Below are 19,027 nucleotides of genomic sequence, written 5' to 3'. Positions count from 1 at the left end.
GTGAGAATGGCCAGGCAGGAGTCGGACGTGAACGTCTTCAGTACCAATTTGATCTTGATCGGCATGCCGGGTGCGGGCAAAAGTACAATTGGACTTTTGCTCGCCAAGGAGCTCGCCAAGAATTTTATCGACACCGATATCCTGATTCAGCTGCGCGAAGGAAAAACCTTGCAGGATATTCTGCATCAACATGGGTATCAGCGGTTGCGTGATATTGAAGAGGAAATCCTGTTATCGGTGAAGTGCTCCAATCACATTATTGCTACCGGTGGCAGCGCCGTTTACAGTGAAGCGGGAATGAAACATCTCAACAGCTTCGGCCCGGTTATTTTTCTGGATGTGCCGCTTGAGGTATTGCAACAACGTATCCATAACTATGAAACGCGTGGCATTGCGCGGCGGCCGGGACAAAGTTTCCATGAGCTGTTTGAGGAGCGCCGCGCGTTGTATCAAAAATTTGCGAATATTACGATTGATTGCACAGACAAAACCCAGGAACAGATCTTGCAAGAAATCATTTACCAGGAAGCTGAAGCATTTGCCGAAATGGACGCTTGATCCTTCTGGCTTCTGAATAAAGCGCTTTTGAGCAGAGCTATCTCTCAGCATTACCTGATTCACCCTCCGAGTCACGGTCCATCTATTTTCTATCCCTGCTTTGATTTATCCTCCCCCTGCGTGCATCGCAATCTATTTTAGAACTTCCAATAAGGGGTAAAACCTGTGAAAAAAAAATATTCCAAGGCAATGGGTATTGCAGTCGCTTCGATGATGGCGGCGGCTTGTGAAACGGCAACTGTCGGTCAATCCGTGCCGTCGCAACAGAAGGCGTTATATGTTGTTCAGGATTACGTGGGTGACGGAATCTTTACACAAGGTATTGAAGGCCCGGCAGTGGGGCCGGATGGTCATTTATATGCGGTAAATTTTGCCCGCGAAGGCACCATCGGCCGCGTGGTGAATGGTAATGATGGATTGGGTAACGCAGGCTTGTTTGTCCAACTGCCAACGGGCAGCACCGGTAATGGCATCCGCTTTGATCAGGCGGGCAATATGTATATTGCAGACTATGTTGGTCACAACATTTTGCAAGTTGATATGGCCACCCGCGAGATAAAGGTGTTCGCCCATAATGCCGCGATGAACCAGCCTAACGACATCGCCATCAGCGCTGCAGGAACCCTCTACGCCAGCGATCCCAAGTGGGCCGATAACTCAGGCCAACTCTGGCGTATTGATCGCGATGGCACCACGCATTTGTTGGAAGCCAATATGGGCACCACCAATGGTGTTGAAGTCAGCACCGATGAAAAACATCTTTATGTCAACGAGAGTGTGCAACGCAAGGTGTGGGTCTACGATATTCTGCCGGACGGCGGCGTGGCCAATAAACGCTTGTTGATTGAATTTGCCGATCATGGGTTGGACGGCATGCGCTGTGACAGTCAGGGTAATTTGTACATCGCCCGTTACGGGGCGGGCGTTGTAGCGGTAGTCTCGCCAACGGGACAGTTACTGCGGGAAATTCAACTCAAGGGGCAAAAGCCAACCAATGTGGCGTTTGGTGGTGAAGATGGTAAAACCCTGTACATAACCTTGCAGGAACGCGGTGCCATTGAAATGACCCGAGTTGAATTTCCGGGACGGGCGCATCAGCTGCGAAAATAACCGGCGGGATCAGGGCACAGGGGTGCCCTGATGATTTTGCGTTACATTACAGCGGCAATTGAGTGGAATACTTTACCTGTCGCAAGGCGAAGGTTGAATGAATCGAGCCGACATGGGGTAAATGCAGCAGGGTTTTCTTCAATAAACTTTCGTAATGCCCAACGCTCTCCACCACAATTTGCAGGAGATAATCCTGGTCTCCACTGGTGGCGTAGCATTCGGTGATTTCCGCTACGGGCGCAATGGCCGCTTCAAAGGCGGCAAACGCGGCTTCCGTTCGATCTTTCAGGTTGACCTGGGCGTGCACAGTAACGCTCAGGTTGAGCATGCCCGCATCAAGCAGGGTGACTTTTCCGCGAATGATACCTTCTGATTCCAGCCGCTTTAATCGTCGCCAACAGGGCGTGTGGGAAAGGCCAATCAGGTTGCCCAGGTCAGCCATAGAGTAATCGGCGTTTTCCTGAAGCGCGCGGAGGATCTTGCGATCAAATTCATCGAGTTCCACAGAGTTTGTCATTTTAGTATTATCCTATTTATTTGTGGATTATGGAGTTCTCTCACCTAAAATTCTGGGGGTATTAGTTAAAACATCATTATTGTAGGACCAAGTGCCGCAGATGATCAATCGGACGGCACGATCATTTGCGTTGAGACGCCATCATTTTGTGTTGAACAGGTGCAATAAGTTGGCGATTACCGGCCTGATCTGGCGAGCTGCTGAAAAATGGGGAAGGGAGGACGGGCGGCCAGTCTATAAGACAGTCGCAAGGTAAGCGATCAGCCCCTATGCGCGCTGCATCGAGGCTTCTAAACAGAGGCTTTTTAAATGTAGGCTTTCTACATCAAGGCCTTGGTGGTTTTAATCAGGAAGCCTCCTGGATCCTTGTCATGTGCTTATGGGTAAGCGCCAAAAATGTCGGTGTTGGCCCTAGGTCTTCGTAGATTGGATCGCCCATTTCATCCTCACTGATGACACGCGAACCCTTGACGTAAGGCATGGCACCTTCCAGGTCACTGAGCGCTGCGGATAACAGGTCCGAAATTAATTGCTCAGTTGTGCGCTTGGGATACATTTCGCTCAGGGCGGCCAGTTTAGCCGCATCTTCAACGGCCAGACGTACCGTATAAGTGTTAGGTGTTAATTTGCCGCTTGCTGTTTGGTTCCATTGATGAACCAGTCCGCTGACTTTCATAAATAACAACCTCATGTAAGTAGAAACTGCAAAAGCATCTTGCTGATCGATGCTTGTTATAAGTTATAGCTCAAAGTCGTCAGTTTTACTGTTGGCCAACGCTCGTTGTGTAATGCGGGGCTGAAACAGAAAAAATTATAAAAATCAAATAGTTAGATGCATAATGAGACAGATGTCACAGGGTATATTGTGATTGCCGGGCCGGGCGTGTATCGTAACGCCTTTTTTATTTGTCCCATTTTGCTGATGTTTGCCGACGAAGTGGCCGACTCATGAGCGACGGGCATGACGATAATACTAAGGAGCAATCCGTAATGAGAATCATACTTTTGGGTGCGCCGGGCGCGGGTAAGGGGACGCAGGCAAAGCTGATCATGGAGAAGTTCGGCATCCCGCAAATTTCTACCGGAGATATGTTGCGCGCTGCGGTAAAGGCTGGCACATCGCTCGGATTGCAAGCGAAAGACATTATGGCATCTGGTGGCCTGGTGTCCGACGATCTTATTATTGCGTTGGTAAAGGAACGCATCAGCTCCAGTGATTGTGCCAATGGCTTTTTGTTTGATGGTTTTCCGCGCACTATTCCCCAAGCTGAAGCATTACTGGATGCAGGCGTACATATTGATTACGTCATTGAAATTGATGTGCCCGATGAAGAAATCGTAGAACGCCTCAGCGGGCGCCGTGTGCATGAAGCGTCAGGCCGTGTTTATCATGTGATTCACAATGCGCCCAAACGCGAAGGTCTGGACGATGTAACAGGTGAACCTTTAGTACAGCGTCCGGATGATCTGGAAGAAACTGTACGCAAGCGTTTACAGGTTTATCATCAACAGACCAAGCCTTTGGTTGGCTTTTACCAAAATCTTGTCAGCCAGGGCAATGCTAACGCCCCAAAATACTCTCGTATCTCCGGTGTGGGTAGTGTGGATTCTATTAGAGAACAACTGTTTTCCGTTTTAATTCCCTGATTTCTCCGGCTTGCTACCAACAGGCTCCTGCGGGAGCCTGTTTTGTTTCTACCTTCCGCTATTATTTTTCCTCCGCTTTCCTTCCGCGCAAATATATCAATAAAACTTGTCGCATTTTTTAGCAAACATCCATTATTTTTATTCGATACGACATTGTTGGTGTTGTTGCATTTCATTCGATGCAGCAATCAGGGACGAAAGATCTGTCGAACTTGAGGCATTAAATTTAATCGTCGAGTGATCATTGTTGCGCGTGAATCTTGTAAGAAATGCTTTCGCTCATTTTTGAGTGATGTTTAATTTTTCTGAATAAATTTTCTTTTGCAGCATTTTTTTCAGATATTTATGTGAATTGGCTAATAAATTTACTCAAAAACTAAAAAAGATCAAAATATATGCTATCGTTCATGGTGCTAGTGCTGTAAAAACAACTTTTTACAAACTTGGAGAGATCAACATGGCGAGAAGAGTCGTTAAAAAATCTGTGTCGAAATCAGCAAGAAAAACCACTTCCGCAAAATCTGCCCCTAAACGCACCGCTCCAAAAGCAGTTGATCCAGCGGTAATGAAAGCCCAAACCCTGGTTACAAGCTTGCAAAAAGATGTTCAAGCTCAAGCAAAAGCCGTTGCCGCCGCGAGAAAAGCGTCTGTTGCTGCAAAGAACAAAGCCAAAAAATCCGGTACGGCTGCCGATAAGCGTTCGGCCAAATCTGCCACAGCGGCATTAACCAAATTGTCTGGCTCTACTAAAGCCACGCGTGCGAAGTTGGCCGATGCGCGCAGTGCACTGGCAAAAGCCAAGACCATCAGCGCTGCTAAAGCCGTAGAAGATGCAGCAAAAGCAAAAATAGCCGCGATGCAAGATAAATTAGCTGCCAAAGCGGATGCAGATCTGGCGAAAGCGGTAAAAGCATTTGAGGCAAAATGGAAAAAGGCACGAGCTGCGGCGAATGCGAAAAAAGTGAGAGCGGCAAACAAGAAGTTGGCTGCCCGTACCAAAGCCGCATCGAAGAAGGCCGCCGCCAAGGTCGCTAAAGTAGAACGCAAGATGGCTGCCAAAACCAAAGCCGCTACAGCACCCAAGCGGACGACGCGAAAGAAAGCAGCAACGCGTAAGCCGGCGGTAAAAAAAGCCCCTGCTACCAGTAGAAAGGCGGCTGTTAAAAAGCCCACCGCGAGAAAAGCAGCAGTGAAAAAAGCACCGGCCAAAAAACCGATGGCTAAAAAAGCGGGGCGGGCAAGAAAGGCGGGGCGTCCACCTAAAGCCAAATAACGGTTAAACGAATAACTGCAGCCGGATAATCCTTGATCCCCTCACCCGAAGTGGAGCAGGGGAAAGTTACTGTGCTGGCTAAACCCTACCGATCCCCGTTAGCCTGGCTACCGGGGATTTTTTCTGCCTTTACAAACTTCATTTGATAAAAATCTGGCAAAATATCGTCCCTCATGAGTTACAAGATGTTGTGCTATGAAGAAAATTCTCGCCCTTGATTCTTCGTCAGATGCCTGTTCAGTCGCGTTGCTATGCGATGGTGTGGTGACCGGGTTGTTCGAAATGGCTGCCAAGAGCCACACTCAACGTTTATTGCCAATGGTGGATGAGGTCTTGCAGCAGGCCGGCTGCGATAAACGCGAACTGGGTGCGATAGCATTTGGGCGTGGTCCCGGCTCGTTTACCGGTTTGCGCATATGCCTGGGTATTGTGCAGGGGTTGGCGTTTGGTTTGCAGATTCCCGTGGTTCCCGTATCGACCCTGGCCGCAATCGCGGCTGGTTATTATCGAAACGCGGCGGTTGGCGAATTGAAACAACCGCATCCGGTCCTGGTGGCGCTGGATGCGCGCATGAACGAAGTGTATTGGGGGTTGTTTCAGTATGATTCACACAATCCTCTGCCCGTCGCGCTGACCGCCGAATTTGTCATGCCGCCATCCGTTGTGGTGCAGCAAGACGCAGTGAAGCAAAATCGGAATCAACTGATTGGCCTGGGTCCTGGCTGGCATTATGAGGAGTTACAGCAACTCGCACCGGTATCATTTGATTTGTCGGTTTATCCCGATGCGGCGGATATAGCGCGTATGGCCGATGCATTGCTGGCGCGCGGCGAGTCTGTATCAGCGATGGAGGCGCAACCGGTTTATTTGCGCGATGAAGTGTCCTGGCAAAAACGGCAACGCATCCGTACGGAATGAACATTCACGTTGCCATGATGATTAAACGATAAACGATAGGTGTAGTGATGACCGCAATGCATGATCAACATCAATTCAATCAGGGGCTGCTGGAATTTTTACAAGCCGCACCCACGCCATTTCACGCAACCACCTGGATGATGCACCAATTTTTACAAGCCGGTTTTATTGCATTGAATGAGGGTGATGCCTGGCAACTGGAGAGTGGGAAACGCTATGTGGTGACCCGCAACGATTCGTCAATCATTGCATTTGTTTACGGTAAGCAGCCGTTGTTGGAAACCGGTATTCGCATGGTTGGTGCGCATACCGACAGCCCTTGTCTGAAGGTTAAACCCCAGCCCGAATTAAATCGTCGCGGTTATTTTCAGTTGGGGGTTGAGGTATACGGCGGTGCCTTGCTGGCCCCCTGGTTTGATCGCGATTTGTCGCTGGCGGGACGAGTCACCTACCGTGATCAATCACACACGATTCGGAGCGTGCTGATAAATTTTGTTGCGCCGGTGGCGACCATTCCCAGTCTTGCGATTCATCTGGATCGCGAGGTTAATCGCAATCGCAGCATTAATGCGCAGAAAGATATCGTGCCCTTGTTGTTGCAATTGAACGAACAGGAAACCCAAACGCCGGATTTTCGATCCTTGCTGCTGGCCCATGTGCAGCGCGAATACCCGCAACTGGCTGCGGCTCAGGTGCTGGATTATGAAATCAGTTTGTACGACACACAAGCACCGGCCCTGATAGGTTTGCAGCAGGATTTTATTGCCAGTGCCCGGCTGGATAATTTGTTGAGTTGCTATATCGGATTGCAAGCGCTGCTACACAGTGACCCCGATGTGAGCAGCCTGCTGATCTGCACCGATCACGAAGAGATCGGCAGCACCTCAACGTGCGGCGCGCGCGGGCCGATGTTGCACCAGTTCCTGGAGCGCCTGGTGCCGGACATCGACACACGCGTGCGCATCCTGGAGCGCTCATTGATGGTATCGGCGGATAACGCCCATGGTATCCATCCCAACTTCAGTGATCGCCATGACGAAAACCACGGTCCATTGCTCAATCGCGGCCCGGTGATCAAAGTCAATGCCAACCAGCGTTACGCAACCAACAGCGAAACCAGCGCGTTATTCCGCTCTTTATGTGAGCAGGCTCAGGTGCCGGTGCAGAGTTTTGTCTCGCGCACGGACATGGAATGCGGCAGCACCATCGGCCCCTTAACGGCGGCAGAAGTCGGCGTCAAAACGCTCGACGTGGGTGTACCCACCTTTGCGATGCACTCAATCCGGGAATTGGCCGGTAGCCTTGATGCCTGGTACCTGTATCGTGTGCTGGCCGGTTTTTATCAGTACGCTCGGGCACCTGGCCTATTCCATTAACAATTCTTGATGTCGCTCAAGCGATGTGGCGCAAGGCTAGTCATTGCGCCACATCGTGCGCCTTTTGTCGCGTTTGTCAGCCATTTATCCTGTGAACCACTCCGAAGTGTTGACAAGAAAACTCCCCCCTGAAACAGCGCAGTGACTATAATTACCAACCCACACACCCGTGTCGGCAAGCACCACGTCTGTGATAGAAGTAGCACAACAAGAGTAGTCCTGATCCATGACCAATACGATTAATCACGACATCCTGCGCGTTTTTACGCCGTTTGACACCCTGAACCCGGAATACCTGGACAAGGTGACCGAGAAAGCCAGCGTGCGCGAATTTCCTAAAGGCACCATGGTTTTCAAACGCGGCAAGGAGCTGGAAGAAGCCTTTTACCTGATCGAAGGGAATGTTGATCTGATTGATGCCCAATTTGTCATTACCTCGGTAGACCCCAAAAGTGAAGCGCGGCGCTTGCCCCTGAGCGGCAGTTCGCCGACGCAGGTCTCTGCCATGACCAAATCGCCGGTGAAGCTGCTGTGCGTCGAGCGGGATTTCCTCGATCTGGTGATGGCCTGGAGTGAAAGCGGTGAAGACCCGTCGTCGGTGTCCGAGGACGATAACGATTGGATGTCCTACCTGTTGCAAGCTCCCCTGTTTGCCAAGGTGCCACCGGGCAATATCCGTCAATTGTTTTCCCGCTTTACCGAGCAAAAGGTAGCCGCTGATGAAATCGTCGTTAAAGAAGGCGAGCGCGGCGAATTGTTCTATGTGTTGAAAACGGGCAGTGCGACGGTGCTGGATACTACCGGCAAAATCCTGGCGGCATTGCGCCCCGGGGATTATTTTGGTGAAGAAGCCCTGGTGGGTGATACCACGCGCAATGCAACGGTAAAGATGCTCACACCGGGCAAACTCATGTGTTTGCAGAAGGAAGATTTTAAAGCGCTGTTACATGAACCCGTCACACGCTTTATTACCGCAGAAGAATTGCGCGAACGCCAGAAAGAATTTCCACCTTACCAGTTACTGGATGTGCGCCTGGCAGTGGAGCGGCGTTTTCAGCACGTGCCCGGTAGCCGCAATATTCCCTTGGGTAGCCTGCGCAGAACCCTGGCGGAACTGGATGCGCAAATGACCTATATCGTTACTGACGATGCCGGGCGCCGCAGTGATGTTGCGGCGCAGTTGTTAAATCAGGCGGGTTTTGACACCTACATCCTGAAGCAGGCCAACCAACACTACGGCGGCTTGTAAGTCCCGGTGAAAATCCTGCTGTTGTCGGCCTACGATGCCGCCAGCCATCAGCGCTGGCGGCAGGAACTCGAAGCACACTTTCCCGAACACCAATGGACCCAATTGAGTTTGCCGCCGCGCTATTTCAGCTGGCGCGTGCGCGGCAACAGTTTGAGTTGGGCATTTTCACAGCGTAAATTATTGACGCAGGCTTACGACTTGCTGATTGCCACTTCCATGGTGGATCTGTCATCGCTGCGCGGCTTTATTCCTGAACTTGCACATATTCCTACGCTCGTTTATTTCCACGAAAACCAATTTGCTTATCCTGCGGGCGAAGATCAAACGCTTAGCGTAGAGCCGCAGATTACCTCGATATACAGCGCGCTCTGTGCAGATCGGGTCGTGTTTAATTCGGCATTTAATCGCGATTCTTTTCTCGCGGGCGCTGAGGCATTGTTGCGTCGCTTACCGGATCATGTGCCGCTTGATCTGATAGAAACGCTAGCGGCGCGCAGCCAGGTGCTGCCCGTGCCTTTAACTGACCACTATTTTTCAGAAACGAGTCGAGGCTATTCAACACCGGCCACACCGGCGTTGATCTGGAACCATCGATGGGAATATGACAAAGGGCCCGACCGCTTGCTGGTGATGCTGCGCCGCTGGTTTTCTGCAAGTGATGCCCCGGCGATCACCGTTCATGTAGTGGGTCAACAATTTCGCCAACAGCCTCCGGTATTTGCGGAGATCAAACAGCTGTTGGCAGAGCAGGGCGCCTTGGGTGAATGGGGTTTCGTGGAAAGCGCCGCGCGTTATCGACAATTGCTGCAACAAAGCCACATAGTCGTTTCCACCGCTGTGCACGATTTCCAGGGGCTGGCGGTATTGGAGGCGGTAGCCGCAGGCTGTGTGCCCCTGGTGCCGGCGCGGCAGGCCTACCCGGAGTGGTTTGGCCTGGATAATTGTTATAAGTCCTTACCTGATGATCCGGCAGGTGAAGCCGAGGCCATGGCGAGCCAGCTTCGGTATCTCGTAGGGCAAGTGATGGCCGGTGAATCGCTTGGGGTGCCGGATTTGAGTTATCTCTCCTGGTCGCGCATGCGGGCGCATTACCAGGACCTGTTGGAGTCTGTTGCGTGGCCCTAGCGGTCAGTGCCGAAAATGGCGAGTTCATTCAGTATTTATCGCTAAAATGGTCATCACCAACGCCAGGGTTCAGACTGATGACTGCATCGCTTAACCATACCGAATATCAGCGCGCCCGCCTCACCCGCGATGCCCGGTTTGATGGGTTGTTTTTTATCGCGGTCAAAACCACGGGTATCTTCTGCCGCCCGGTGTGTCCGGTGGTGCCCCCGCTGGAGGATAACGTCGAATATTTTGCCCACGCCGCGCTGGCAGCCCAGGCGGGTTATCGGCCGTGCCTGCGGTGCCGTCCGGACAGTGCGCCGGGCTCTTGCGCCTGGCGCGGAACTGACACCACGTTTACCCGTGCGCTGGCGCTATTGGACGCGGGCGAGTTAACCACCAGTGATTTGCCGACGTTAGCCGCACGGCTCGGCATCGGCGACCGTTATCTGCGCCGCCTGTTCCAGGAACGCCTGGGCATGTCACCCAAAGCCTATGCCTTGTTTACCCAGGTGATGTTCGCCAAAAAATTACTCCACGAAACCTCTCTCAGCGTCACCGATATTGCTGATGCGGCGGGTTTTAACAGCCTGCGGCGTTTCAATGATGCCTTCCGCAAACAACTGCAACTGTCACCCTCCGCGATTCGCCGGTCGCGCAAGGCGACGCCGGAACTGAGGCTGTCGCTCGCCTACCGCCCGCCACTCAATTGGTCGCTGATGCTGGATTTCTGGCGCAAGCGCTGTGTACGCGGTATTGAATGGGTTAATGGCGAGCGCTACGGCCGCACCTTTGTAATGCGCAATTCGGCCGGTGAGCAGGCGCGTGGCTACTTTGAGGTGTGTCCGGCAGATGGAGATCATCAACTGCAGCTGACGGTGAGTATTGATAAACCAGTGTTTCTCAAGCCCCTGGTTACTCGTGTACGGCAGATTCTGGATCTGGATGCCGATATTCAGCAGATAGAACAGCAACTGGGGGCGGCCGGCTTTCACACTGTGCTGACGCCGGGTCTACGCATCCCCGGTATCTGGCATCCTTTTGAGGCGGGCGTCAGGGCTATCCTCGGGCAGCAGGTGAGTGTTGCGGCGGCGCGAACACACCTGGAGCGTTTGGTCGATGCCCTGGCGGAGCCGTTGAATGACACACATAAGTTATTTCCGACACCCTCGGCCATCGCGGCCAGCGATCTGGCCATGTTGAAGATGCCCGCCAGCCGTCGGGAGACCCTGCGTCGTTTTGCCGATTGGTATCACCAGCAGGGGGAGGAGAAACCGGTGACCGATTGGCTGGCGTTGAAAGGCATCGGCCCCTGGACCGTGGACTATGTGCAGATGCGGGCATTGGGTCATACCGACATCTGGCTTGCCAGTGATCTGGGTGTGAAAAAGGCCCTGGCACAACTGACGGAGGGCACCGCGTTTGACAGTGCGGCCCTTAAACCCTGGCGTAGCTACGCCACCTTTCACTTATGGCATTACCTGGGATAACACCATGAACCCGCTATCCATGACTTACCGCTGTATAGCCTCGCCGCTGGGCGACATCCTGATCACCGCCAGCGACGCCGGGGTGCACCATATTTTGTTTACCGACATGGCGGAGGCGGAACGTTTGTTGGCGGTTGGCCTGGCCAGCCATACTCATCCGCTACTCGATGAAACCTGCACACAACTGTCAGCCTACTTCGCTGGTGAACGTCGTGACTTCGACTTACCGCTGGCCGCCAGGGGTACAGATTTCCAACACAAAGTCTGGGCGCAATTACGGCAGATTCCCTACGCGACGACCTGGGGTTACGGGGATCTGGCCCTGGCCATCCAGCAACCCACAGCGGCGCGCGCGGTGGGCATGGCGAACGGAAAAAATCCGCTCAGCATTGTGGTGCCGTGCCATCGTGTGATCGGGAAAAATCGCCAGCTCACCGGTTATGCCGGAGGGCTGGAACGCAAAGCCTGGCTATTGGCTCACGAAGCGCAATTTCAGTAATCCGGGGCCGCTCGCTGCGGTTCGCAAACCCGATGCTTGCCTGTATGATGTGCCGCTTTCCGTTTTGACGCATTGACCAATAAGAAGCAGCAGACTATGAGCAAGCAACGGGTTTTAACCGGCATTACCACCACCGGCACACCGCACCTTGGCAATTATGTGGGCGCCATTCGCCCGGCCATTGCCGCCAGCCAGAGCGCCGACGTGCAATCCTTTTATTTCCTCGCCGATTTCCATGCATTGATCAAGTGTCATGACCCGGTGCAGGTCCATCAGTCCACTCGCGAGATTGCCGCTACCTGGCTGGCCCTCGGGTTAGATACCGACAACGCCATCTTTTACCGTCAATCCGATGTACCGGAAATTCCCCAGCTTTGCTGGATACTGACCTGCATGGCCGCCAAAGGCTTGATGAACCGCGCCCACGCGTACAAAGCGGCGGTGGATGCCAACGTGGAAGCCGGCGAAGACCCGGATTACGGTATCACCATGGGACTCTACTCCTACCCGATCCTGATGGCGGCGGACATCCTGATGTTCAATGCCAACAAAGTCCCGGTGGGCAAAGACCAGATCCAGCACATTGAAATGGCCCGCGACATCGCCGCCCGTTTTAATCATCACTACGGCGAACATTTCGTCCTGCCCGAAGCCCAGGTGGACGACAATGTCGCCGTGTTGCAAGGCCTCGATGGCCGCAAGATGAGCAAGAGTTACGGCAACACCATCCCCTTGTTCCTGCCGGAAAAACAGCTGAAAAAAGCCATCAACAAAATCATCACCAACCTGCTCGAACCAGGCGAACCCAAAGACCCGGATACCTCAACCGTGTTTCAAATCTGGCAAGCCTTCGCTACCCCGGAACAAACCACCCACATGCGCCAGGCGTTCGCCGAGGGTATCGCTTGGGGCGAGGCAAAGAAACAATTGTTCGAACTGATCAACGGCCAACTAGGTGAAGCACGGGAACGCTACGAGGCCTTGCTGGCCAACCCCGCGCACATCGAAGAAGTACTGCAAGCCGGCGCACAGAAAGCACGTGCCTATAGTCAACCACTCTTGGAAAAACTCCGCGCAGCTGTCGGTATAAAGCCCATTATTTGAACTCCCTTGCAAGTTCACACAATGGGAGTTTGGCATTAGGGCTTTGTTTCGAAACCCTCAAGTCAGGGACGACTTGAGGGAGCCACAGGGACGATTCATTCGCCACATCCCTGTGGCTCACCCTGCGGGCAGCTTCGCTGTGCAAATTGGCGATCCTGCCAATTTGTTATGCGATTTCGAAACAAAGCCCTAATGACAAACGGATTTCAAGACTCTTACCGTCTGAATGAAACATTGATCTACATCAGCACCCCCCAATCGCCCCCTCCGGATAATGGGAATGCCAGCCGAACGAAATGTTACCGGCGGCAGGCTGTCAACTAACAAGACAGCCATTCTCAAAAGAAGGAGTCGCAACCATGTTTACCAAGATTCTTGTCCCAACCGATGGATCACCCTTATCCGAAAAAGCCGTGACGGCCGCGCTGGATTTAGCCGGGCAGGTGGGCGCAACCCTGGTGGTCATCTCGGTGGCCGAACCCTACCGTTTCATTCCCCCGGCAGCGGGTGGATTGATGTACGACCCCAATCTTTACGACGACGAACTCCGGCAACGCTTTGACGAACAATCCCTGCAACACGCCCAGGATATTGTTAAAAAAGTAGCGGATGTGGCTCAATCCCGCGGGATTACCTGTGAAGCCACAACACCCCTGTCATTAAGCCCGCACGAAGAAATTGTTGAAGCAATCGATAGATTTGGGTGTGACGCCGTCTTTATGGCATCCCATGGACGTAAGGGATTAAACAAATTATTCCTCGGCAGTGAGACGCAAAAGGTATTAAGTCATACCGACGTGCCGGTGATGGTATTTCGTTAAGGGCGCGGCTTTGGGTTTGACTGCGGGTTTAACAGTAGCGGACGGTCCAGCCCAAGTGTACTGGGCACGCCCGGATTTTCCAGAACAAACACACGCAGTTTTACACTCTTCATCTGATGCACATGTTCTGAGAAGTGTTGCTCGAACAAGCGATCGAGGGAGCCATCCTGTCTGGCTTGGGTCAAGCCCTGCTCAACGCGGTCTGCCAGCGATGGGTGTTTGGCGCTGACATGGAACAGGGTGGGCAGAGGGTAGTAGAGCATCAGATCCGGCAGCACCATCAGGCTGTCGGAATACTGTTCAAAGCGGGACAAAGCGCCATTGACCTCGATTACGCTTAACGGGATATAGTCGAAACGCCCGGCCAGTAGCATGGAGAAGAGGGTGAAATATTCCGCGTCGCCGCGCACTTGATACTCGTTGTGTTCATAAATGCCGATGTCCGTCCAGCCTCGCCCTTGGCCGGCGATCAGTTGTTTCAGTTGTGCCGCATCGGTTATTCCGCTGAATTTTTCATAATCACTACGGCGGATAATCAGGCTCCGATAACCGAGCAGGCTTTTCATCAAGGGAATTGTGACTGGAATGCTTTCCGCCAATTGTTCGCGACGATCCTGCTCGGTGAGCAGTGGTCGCAGGGGACTGGCGTGGATGTTCAGGAATTCGCCCTGGGCGATAGCGCGATGGGCGCGTGAGCGGCTCAGGGTTTCCAGTTTGCGTTCGATCCTGTATTCGCCGTGGCTTGTGCGGGTTTTTTCCAGCGCCAGCTTGAGTACAGCTACCTGGTAGTCGTCCCGCTGGGGGGTAATGCCCCAATCCCAATAACGATACACCATGACATCCTTATCGCTGGCACAGGCAGGAATTGTGGCGTGCACCAGTAGCGAGATAAGCAGGGCGAGCAACAATTTTATAGTAAACACAGTCATCCTGGGAAAGGCATCAATGATTGTTGTTAAGGATAGCAGCCTTGACCCCGGGTGGCGCTGTAGTTCTGTAAGGCGACCATGAACCTTAAGCCTCAAGTTCGCTGATCACGTTATAGATGCTACGCGTCAAGTGGCGCAGCTCATCGGGTTTGATGATGTAGGAGGGCATCAGGTAAACCAGCTTGCCGAAAGGTCGCACCCACACACCTTCCTCCACAAACCGCGCCTGGATACTGGCCATGTGGGGCACCTGTTTTAGTTCCACTACACCAATCGCACCCAGGACGCGAACGTCGGCTACCGCAGGTAACCCGCGACATGCTTCCAACTCCTGGGTCAACTGCGTCTGGATGCTGGCCACCTGCAATTGCCAGTGGCTTTTCAGTAACAGATTCACGCTGGCAACGCCCACGGCACAGGCGAGGGGATTACCCATAAACGTCGGGCCATGCATAAACGCACCGGCACCTTTCTGGGAAATCATGTCACTCACTTTGTCGTTACACAGGGTTGCCGCCAGGGTGATGTAACCGCCGGTCAGCGCTTTGCCCAGACACATAATGTCCGGGCTGATGCGCGCGTGGTCGCAGGCAAAGAGTTCGCCGGTGCGGCCAAAACCTGTGGCAATTTCATCGGCAATCAGCAGCACATCAAATTGCGTACACAGTTCCCGCACCCGACGCAGATAGTGCGGTGAATAAAAACGCATACCGCCCGCATTCTGGGCGATGGGCTCAAGCACAACAGCAGCAATTTTCTGGCGATGCTGCTGGATCAGGTGAGAGAAATTAATCAGGTGGCGCTCATCCCATTCTTCATCGAATTTGCACGCGGGCGCTTCGGTGAAGATGTGATGTTTAAGGAACTGGTTAAACATGCTGTGCATGCCGCTGATGGGGTCACACACTGACATGGCGGCAAAGGTGTCGCCGTGATACCCGCTGCGCAATGCCAGGAATTGCGTGCGTTGGTGCTGGCCCTGGGCGAACCAGTATTGCAGAGCCATCTTCAAGGCTATTTCTACGGCAACCGAACCGGAATCCGAGAAAAAGACCTTGTTCAATCCTTCGGGCGTGATATCCACCAGCTGTTTGGCCAGGCGGGCCACCGGTTCATGGGTCAGTCCCCCGAGCATGACATGGGCAACCTTGGCTAATTGATTCTCCACCGCCTTGTTCAGCACCGGGTGGTTGTAGCCATGGAGCACGCTCCACCAGGAAGCAGTGCCATCAATCAATTGGCGTCCGTCAGTAAGATGCAGGTGCACACCCTCGGCATGACTGACAGGGTACACCGGGGCAGGGTTGGGAAACGCAGCATAAGGGTGCCAGACGTGAGCCTGGTCGAGAGCGAGGATGTCATCGGTAGACAATGTAGATTTGTCGAGCATGAGGTCGTATCAGATTCCGTTAAATGAAGTCGTCGGGTCAGGTGCGCAAGCTTACCCCAGTCGATCCCCATCAGCAGTATCAAATTCCGCTGTGTGTTTAACGAATGTACAAGCTCACCCAGGCTGGCGCTTCGACCACGCCGTGCGCAGTGAATTCATCGCCACGGGTGTGACTTTGTCCGCAAAGGTGAATGAGACCTGGCCTGCGCGCTATCTGAACCGCACGACCAGATCCAGCTGCCGTTTGGAGAGTTGTGCCATCTCTCGGGTCAGGGCGTCGGAGGCTTCAATCTCCATTTGTGAACGATCAGAAATTTCGGCGATGGTTGAGGTGTTACGCTCGATCTCTACGGCCATGGAGGATTGCTCTTCTGCTGCAGCGGCTATCTGGTGGGACATTTGATCGATACTGCTGACAGAGTGCGAGATCGACGCCAGGGCATTCCTCACATTTCCCATTTCGCTGACGCTGCGCTCAACCAGGTTTTGGCAGTTGTCCATACGCTGGCCGGCATCGTCGGTGGCCTTACTCAGGTTGCTGATGATGTCCTGGATATGCGCGGTGGATTCCTGGGTGCGCTGGGCGAGGGTGCGCACTTCATCCGCTACCACCGCAAAACCGCGCCCCTGTTCGCCGGCACGGGCCGCTTCGATGGCCGCGTTGAGCGCCAGCAAATTGGTTTGCTCGGCGATACTGCGAATCACATCCACGACACTGGCAATCTTGCCGCTATCGGCAGAAAGGCGGTCCAACACCTGGCTCAGATCGCCGACCGTGCCGGACAAATCCGCAATAGCCGTATTGGCTCCCTCGATCACCTGATTGCCTTTATCAACTTCACTGATCGCCGTGTTCGTTGCTGAATAGGTTTGCGTGGCGCCGTTGGCGACTTCCTGTACCGCCAGCGACATCTGTTGCATGGCGTGGGCGACGCTGCTGGTTTCCCGTTGTTGTTCGTTCATGCCTTCATGGGTTTTACGGGACTGGGCATGAGCTGCGTCCGATTTCTGGTGCAATTCCCGCGATGACTCGGCGAAACGGCCCAAGGCAGTTCGCAAACGTGCTTTGAGCGCTATTTGTGCTAACTGTATTTCACCCATGGCATCACTGCGGCCGGTATAGATATAAGCCGCTACCGGGTCATGAATAACGGCGCGCGCCTCAGCGAGTGACGCTTGCAAGTTGCCGTGCAGGAACTGCTGCGTCAGCACAGCGATCAGGCCGCTGATAACAGCCAGGCCTGCGAGGCTACTGATGCTCAATACGCCAGCCAGAAAGCTGCCGATGCACAAGAGCACGAAGCTGGTGATACCCGTCAGAGTGGCACTGCTGAAGCGGCTCCAGAAATGGGCCAGGGGAGAATAAATAGCCTTGCCTGCCTGCAGGCGCTCATAAACCTGTTGGGCGCGGGTGATACAGGCCGCATCCGGTTTGACGCGCACCGACTCGTAACCCTGGATCTGGCCGCGCTCACGCAAAGGCGTTACATAGGCATCAACCCAGTAGTGATCACCATTCTTGCAGCGATTAACGATGATACCCATCCAGGGCTTGCCGGCCTTGAGTGCTGTCCACAGCATACCGAAGGCCTCGCGCGGCATCTGCGGGTGACGCAGGATGTTGTGGGGCTGGTTGATCAATTCATCGTGACTGTAGCCGGAGATTCGCTGGAAGGTGTCATTGCAGAAGAGGATATTGCCGTGGATATCCGAGGAAGAAACAATTTCATCTGTGGCGGAGACAAAAACCTCTCTGCCAGTGACCGGGCCATTATTGCGCATCACACATCCTTACATCGTCGAGCGGGTACTTAAAACCCTGGAAATTTTTCGGCAGAGGCTTCGAAAACACAATGTCAAAAGCTCTGTGGACTCAGCAGTGTATCGACCGATTAAAGGTAGAGTTTAGATCAGGATCAAAAGGGGCGGCAGGTCTAAGCAATTTGCCGCCATCATGCCGCCCGTGACTCCGCAAGGCAACCCGGCGTCAGCCGATCAACAAACATCTGCAGCTGCTGTTGGCGACGCGGTTGCAGATCCACAAATTCCAGGCTGATGCGCGTGGCCCGGTAGGGCTCACGGCACAGGCGGAAAGAACGCACCCTGGCTCGGCAGTAGATATGCAATTCCTTATTCACATGGACTTCGCACAAGGGCAATACCGTATCGCGATGTAACTGGCCGAGCAGGTTGCCCGGTACTAACACGCACAAGCCGGAACCGGATAAATCTTTCACGGTGCCATAGCAGGCTTCCTGGCCCATCAAGCGGATCTTGGCAGTAATGGGGGTGTGGTTACTCAGATCGCATCGCGGGCTCAGGCGGCGCGGCCGATAATCCGCGCTCTCGGGTAATACCACGGCCATGCCGCTGGCACCGAAGCGGGAACCCCAGGCAATGATCGGCGCGGTAAAGGTCAGGACCTCACCGTTGCGATGGTGACGCACGGTAATTTCATCGCCTACTTCCAGAAAGTTCTGTGCGGGAAACAAGTCATCCATCCACAAAAGATTCCGGTCAGCATCAATGGCGATAATCATACTTTGGTAGCTGCGCTGTTGACCGGCGGGAACCACCTCCAGAATCTGGCGGCTGGCCTGTAATTGTTGCAGCGTGGCATAACGCTCATGCGCGGCGTTAAGCCGTGCCACAGAATCGGCGTTCGCTTCGGTGGTTTTTTTGGTGGTGAGTTTTTGCATCACGGCACGCAACAAGGTCATTGACAGTTTCTCCCGACGATCAGAATAAGTGTTACTGACTCCACTGGAGCAAAGCCTGTGCCAGCGGCAGAGAATGCTGTTTTCTATGCAGTTTCGTCGCGTTTGGGCCGTATTATCCGTGGCTGTCGGCATCGCGCGCCTCGTTGCGGCGAGTGAGAGCGGCAAGGTATTGCCTGTGAGCGGCAAAGCGGCAAGCCACGGCGACTTACTGGAAGGCGTCGCGAGTCATTCCCTCACATGGGTAAAATCCGTACAATGCGCGCCTTGACTTTGCCCCTTATTTTTCCTTCACTCCACGGCCAGCCCGCAGAAGATTCCT

19 protein-coding genes are annotated in these 19,027 nt (G+C 53.5%); 13 read left to right on the top strand and 6 right to left on the bottom strand.

Translation table 11 applies throughout. The features are described 5' to 3' along the window. Positions 1-6: 6 nt before the first annotated feature. The gene (locus tag ACSV5M_RS06580; RefSeq protein ID WP_439174840.1) at positions 7-558 is read left to right on the top strand and encodes a shikimate kinase; all 552 of its coding nucleotides are present in this window, start codon (positions 7-9) and stop codon (positions 556-558) included. A gap of 165 nt (positions 559-723) precedes the next feature. Beyond that, positions 724-1,668, top strand: a complete 945-nt coding sequence (locus ACSV5M_RS06575) for an SMP-30/gluconolactonase/LRE family protein (protein ID WP_439174838.1) — start codon at positions 724-726, stop codon at positions 1,666-1,668. A 46-nt stretch (positions 1,669-1,714) separates the two neighbouring features. Here the strand turns inward: ACSV5M_RS06575 and ACSV5M_RS06570 are convergent, their stop codons facing one another. Together ACSV5M_RS06570 and ACSV5M_RS06565 are read right to left on the bottom strand one after the other, a co-directional pair. After that, positions 1,715-2,185, bottom strand: coding sequence for an Lrp/AsnC family transcriptional regulator (locus ACSV5M_RS06570; RefSeq protein ID WP_439174836.1), 471 nt, complete (start codon positions 2,183-2,185; stop codon positions 1,715-1,717). Positions 2,186-2,531: 346 nt separating this feature from the next. Further along, complete coding sequence (locus tag ACSV5M_RS06565; RefSeq protein ID WP_439174835.1) at positions 2,532-2,861, bottom strand: type 1 pili tip component; 330 nt, start codon at positions 2,859-2,861, stop codon at positions 2,532-2,534. A gap of 314 nt (positions 2,862-3,175) precedes the next feature. Between ACSV5M_RS06565 and adk the strand changes: the two genes are divergently transcribed. The 10 genes from adk (at position 3,176) to ACSV5M_RS06515 (ending at position 13,669) form a co-directional block, all read left to right on the top strand. After that, entirely contained in the window at positions 3,176-3,832 is a 657-nt protein-coding gene (gene adk, locus ACSV5M_RS06560; RefSeq protein ID WP_439174834.1) for an adenylate kinase, read from the top strand. Positions 3,833-4,184: 352 nt separating this feature from the next. Further along, entirely contained in the window at positions 4,185-5,105 is a 921-nt protein-coding gene (locus ACSV5M_RS06555) for a hypothetical protein (RefSeq protein WP_439174833.1), read from the top strand. Positions 5,106-5,300: 195 nt separating this feature from the next. Beyond that, a complete protein-coding gene (tsaB, locus tag ACSV5M_RS06550) occupies positions 5,301-6,023 on the top strand; it encodes a tRNA (adenosine(37)-N6)-threonylcarbamoyltransferase complex dimerization subunit type 1 TsaB (RefSeq protein WP_439174832.1) in 723 nt (240 codons plus the stop codon). Positions 6,024-6,079: 56 nt separating this feature from the next. Continuing rightward, the gene (locus ACSV5M_RS06545) at positions 6,080-7,399 is read left to right on the top strand and encodes a M18 family aminopeptidase (RefSeq protein ID WP_439175236.1); all 1,320 of its coding nucleotides are present in this window, start codon (positions 6,080-6,082) and stop codon (positions 7,397-7,399) included. A 226-nt stretch (positions 7,400-7,625) separates the two neighbouring features. Further along, complete coding sequence (locus ACSV5M_RS06540) at positions 7,626-8,648, top strand: cyclic nucleotide-binding domain-containing protein (protein ID WP_439174830.1); 1,023 nt, start codon at positions 7,626-7,628, stop codon at positions 8,646-8,648. A 6-nt stretch (positions 8,649-8,654) separates the two neighbouring features. After that, positions 8,655-9,773, top strand: coding sequence for a tRNA-queuosine alpha-mannosyltransferase domain-containing protein (locus tag ACSV5M_RS06535; protein WP_439174829.1), 1,119 nt, complete (start codon positions 8,655-8,657; stop codon positions 9,771-9,773). Positions 9,774-9,850: 77 nt separating this feature from the next. Continuing rightward, entirely contained in the window at positions 9,851-11,245 is a 1,395-nt protein-coding gene (locus ACSV5M_RS06530; RefSeq protein ID WP_439174828.1) for a DNA-3-methyladenine glycosylase 2 family protein, read from the top strand. Between the two features lie 4 nt (positions 11,246-11,249). Beyond that, positions 11,250-11,744 carry a methylated-DNA--[protein]-cysteine S-methyltransferase gene (locus ACSV5M_RS06525; RefSeq protein WP_439174827.1) on the top strand — a complete coding sequence of 165 codons (495 nt, stop codon included), beginning with the start codon at positions 11,250-11,252 and terminating at the stop codon, positions 11,742-11,744. A 96-nt stretch (positions 11,745-11,840) separates the two neighbouring features. Continuing rightward, positions 11,841-12,848, top strand: a complete 1,008-nt coding sequence (locus ACSV5M_RS06520) for a tryptophan--tRNA ligase (protein ID WP_439174826.1) — start codon at positions 11,841-11,843, stop codon at positions 12,846-12,848. Between the two features lie 359 nt (positions 12,849-13,207). Beyond that, on the top strand, positions 13,208-13,669 hold the full coding sequence (locus ACSV5M_RS06515; protein ID WP_439174825.1) for a universal stress protein: 462 nt from the start codon (positions 13,208-13,210) through the stop codon (positions 13,667-13,669). Here the strand turns inward: ACSV5M_RS06515 and ACSV5M_RS06510 are convergent. The 4 genes from ACSV5M_RS06510 to ACSV5M_RS06495 all read right to left on the bottom strand — a co-directional run bounded on the left by ACSV5M_RS06510 (position 13,666) and on the right by ACSV5M_RS06495 (position 18,708). After that, complete coding sequence (locus ACSV5M_RS06510; RefSeq protein WP_439174824.1) at positions 13,666-14,592, bottom strand: hypothetical protein; 927 nt, start codon at positions 14,590-14,592, stop codon at positions 13,666-13,668. The two genes, ACSV5M_RS06515 and ACSV5M_RS06510, sit on opposite strands and share 4 nt — an antisense overlap. A gap of 91 nt (positions 14,593-14,683) precedes the next feature. Next, positions 14,684-15,988 carry an adenosylmethionine--8-amino-7-oxononanoate transaminase gene (gene bioA, locus ACSV5M_RS06505; protein ID WP_439174823.1) on the bottom strand — a complete coding sequence of 435 codons (1,305 nt, stop codon included), beginning with the start codon at positions 15,986-15,988 and terminating at the stop codon, positions 14,684-14,686. A 210-nt stretch (positions 15,989-16,198) separates the two neighbouring features. Continuing rightward, complete coding sequence (locus tag ACSV5M_RS06500) at positions 16,199-17,770, bottom strand: methyl-accepting chemotaxis protein (protein ID WP_439174822.1); 1,572 nt, start codon at positions 17,768-17,770, stop codon at positions 16,199-16,201. 170 nt (positions 17,771-17,940) lie between these two features. After that, positions 17,941-18,708 carry a flagellar brake protein gene (locus ACSV5M_RS06495; RefSeq protein WP_439174821.1) on the bottom strand — a complete coding sequence of 256 codons (768 nt, stop codon included), beginning with the start codon at positions 18,706-18,708 and terminating at the stop codon, positions 17,941-17,943. A gap of 28 nt (positions 18,709-18,736) precedes the next feature. Here ACSV5M_RS06495 and ACSV5M_RS06490 point away from each other — a divergent pair, with 28 nt between their 5' ends. Beyond that, the gene (locus ACSV5M_RS06490) at positions 18,737-18,976 is read left to right on the top strand and encodes a hypothetical protein (RefSeq protein WP_439174819.1); all 240 of its coding nucleotides are present in this window, start codon (positions 18,737-18,739) and stop codon (positions 18,974-18,976) included. The last annotated feature ends 51 nt before the right edge of the window (positions 18,977-19,027 follow it).

The organism is Cellvibrio sp. ARAG 10.3 (genome assembly GCF_051846955.1).
In the GTDB taxonomy this organism is placed as follows: Bacteria; Pseudomonadota; Gammaproteobacteria; order Pseudomonadales; family Cellvibrionaceae; genus Cellvibrio.
The sequence above is the reverse complement of the archived record's forward strand: the minus strand, read 5'-3'. Positions and strand labels throughout refer to the sequence as shown.

Coding starts and splice junctions, on each gene's coding strand:
- ACSV5M_RS06580 (WP_439174840.1), top strand. CDS start 7: ATGGCCAGGCAGGAGTCGGACGTGAACGTCTTCAGTACCAATTTGATC.
- ACSV5M_RS06515 (WP_439174825.1), top strand. CDS start 13,208: ATGTTTACCAAGATTCTTGTCCCAACCGATGGATCACCCTTATCCGAA.
- ACSV5M_RS06500 (WP_439174822.1), bottom strand. CDS start 17,770: ATGCGCAATAATGGCCCGGTCACTGGCAGAGAGGTTTTTGTCTCCGCC.
- ACSV5M_RS06520 (WP_439174826.1), top strand. CDS start 11,841: ATGAGCAAGCAACGGGTTTTAACCGGCATTACCACCACCGGCACACCG.
- ACSV5M_RS06545 (WP_439175236.1), top strand. CDS start 6,080: ATGCATGATCAACATCAATTCAATCAGGGGCTGCTGGAATTTTTACAA.
- ACSV5M_RS06525 (WP_439174827.1), top strand. CDS start 11,250: ATGAACCCGCTATCCATGACTTACCGCTGTATAGCCTCGCCGCTGGGC.
- adk (WP_439174834.1), top strand. CDS start 3,176: ATGAGAATCATACTTTTGGGTGCGCCGGGCGCGGGTAAGGGGACGCAG.
- ACSV5M_RS06495 (WP_439174821.1), bottom strand. CDS start 18,708: ATGACCTTGTTGCGTGCCGTGATGCAAAAACTCACCACCAAAAAAACC.
- ACSV5M_RS06530 (WP_439174828.1), top strand. CDS start 9,851: ATGACTGCATCGCTTAACCATACCGAATATCAGCGCGCCCGCCTCACC.
- bioA (WP_439174823.1), bottom strand. CDS start 15,988: ATGCTCGACAAATCTACATTGTCTACCGATGACATCCTCGCTCTCGAC.
- ACSV5M_RS06570 (WP_439174836.1), bottom strand. CDS start 2,185: ATGACAAACTCTGTGGAACTCGATGAATTTGATCGCAAGATCCTCCGC.
- tsaB (WP_439174832.1), top strand. CDS start 5,301: ATGAAGAAAATTCTCGCCCTTGATTCTTCGTCAGATGCCTGTTCAGTC.
- ACSV5M_RS06565 (WP_439174835.1), bottom strand. CDS start 2,861: ATGAAAGTCAGCGGACTGGTTCATCAATGGAACCAAACAGCAAGCGGC.
- ACSV5M_RS06540 (WP_439174830.1), top strand. CDS start 7,626: ATGACCAATACGATTAATCACGACATCCTGCGCGTTTTTACGCCGTTT.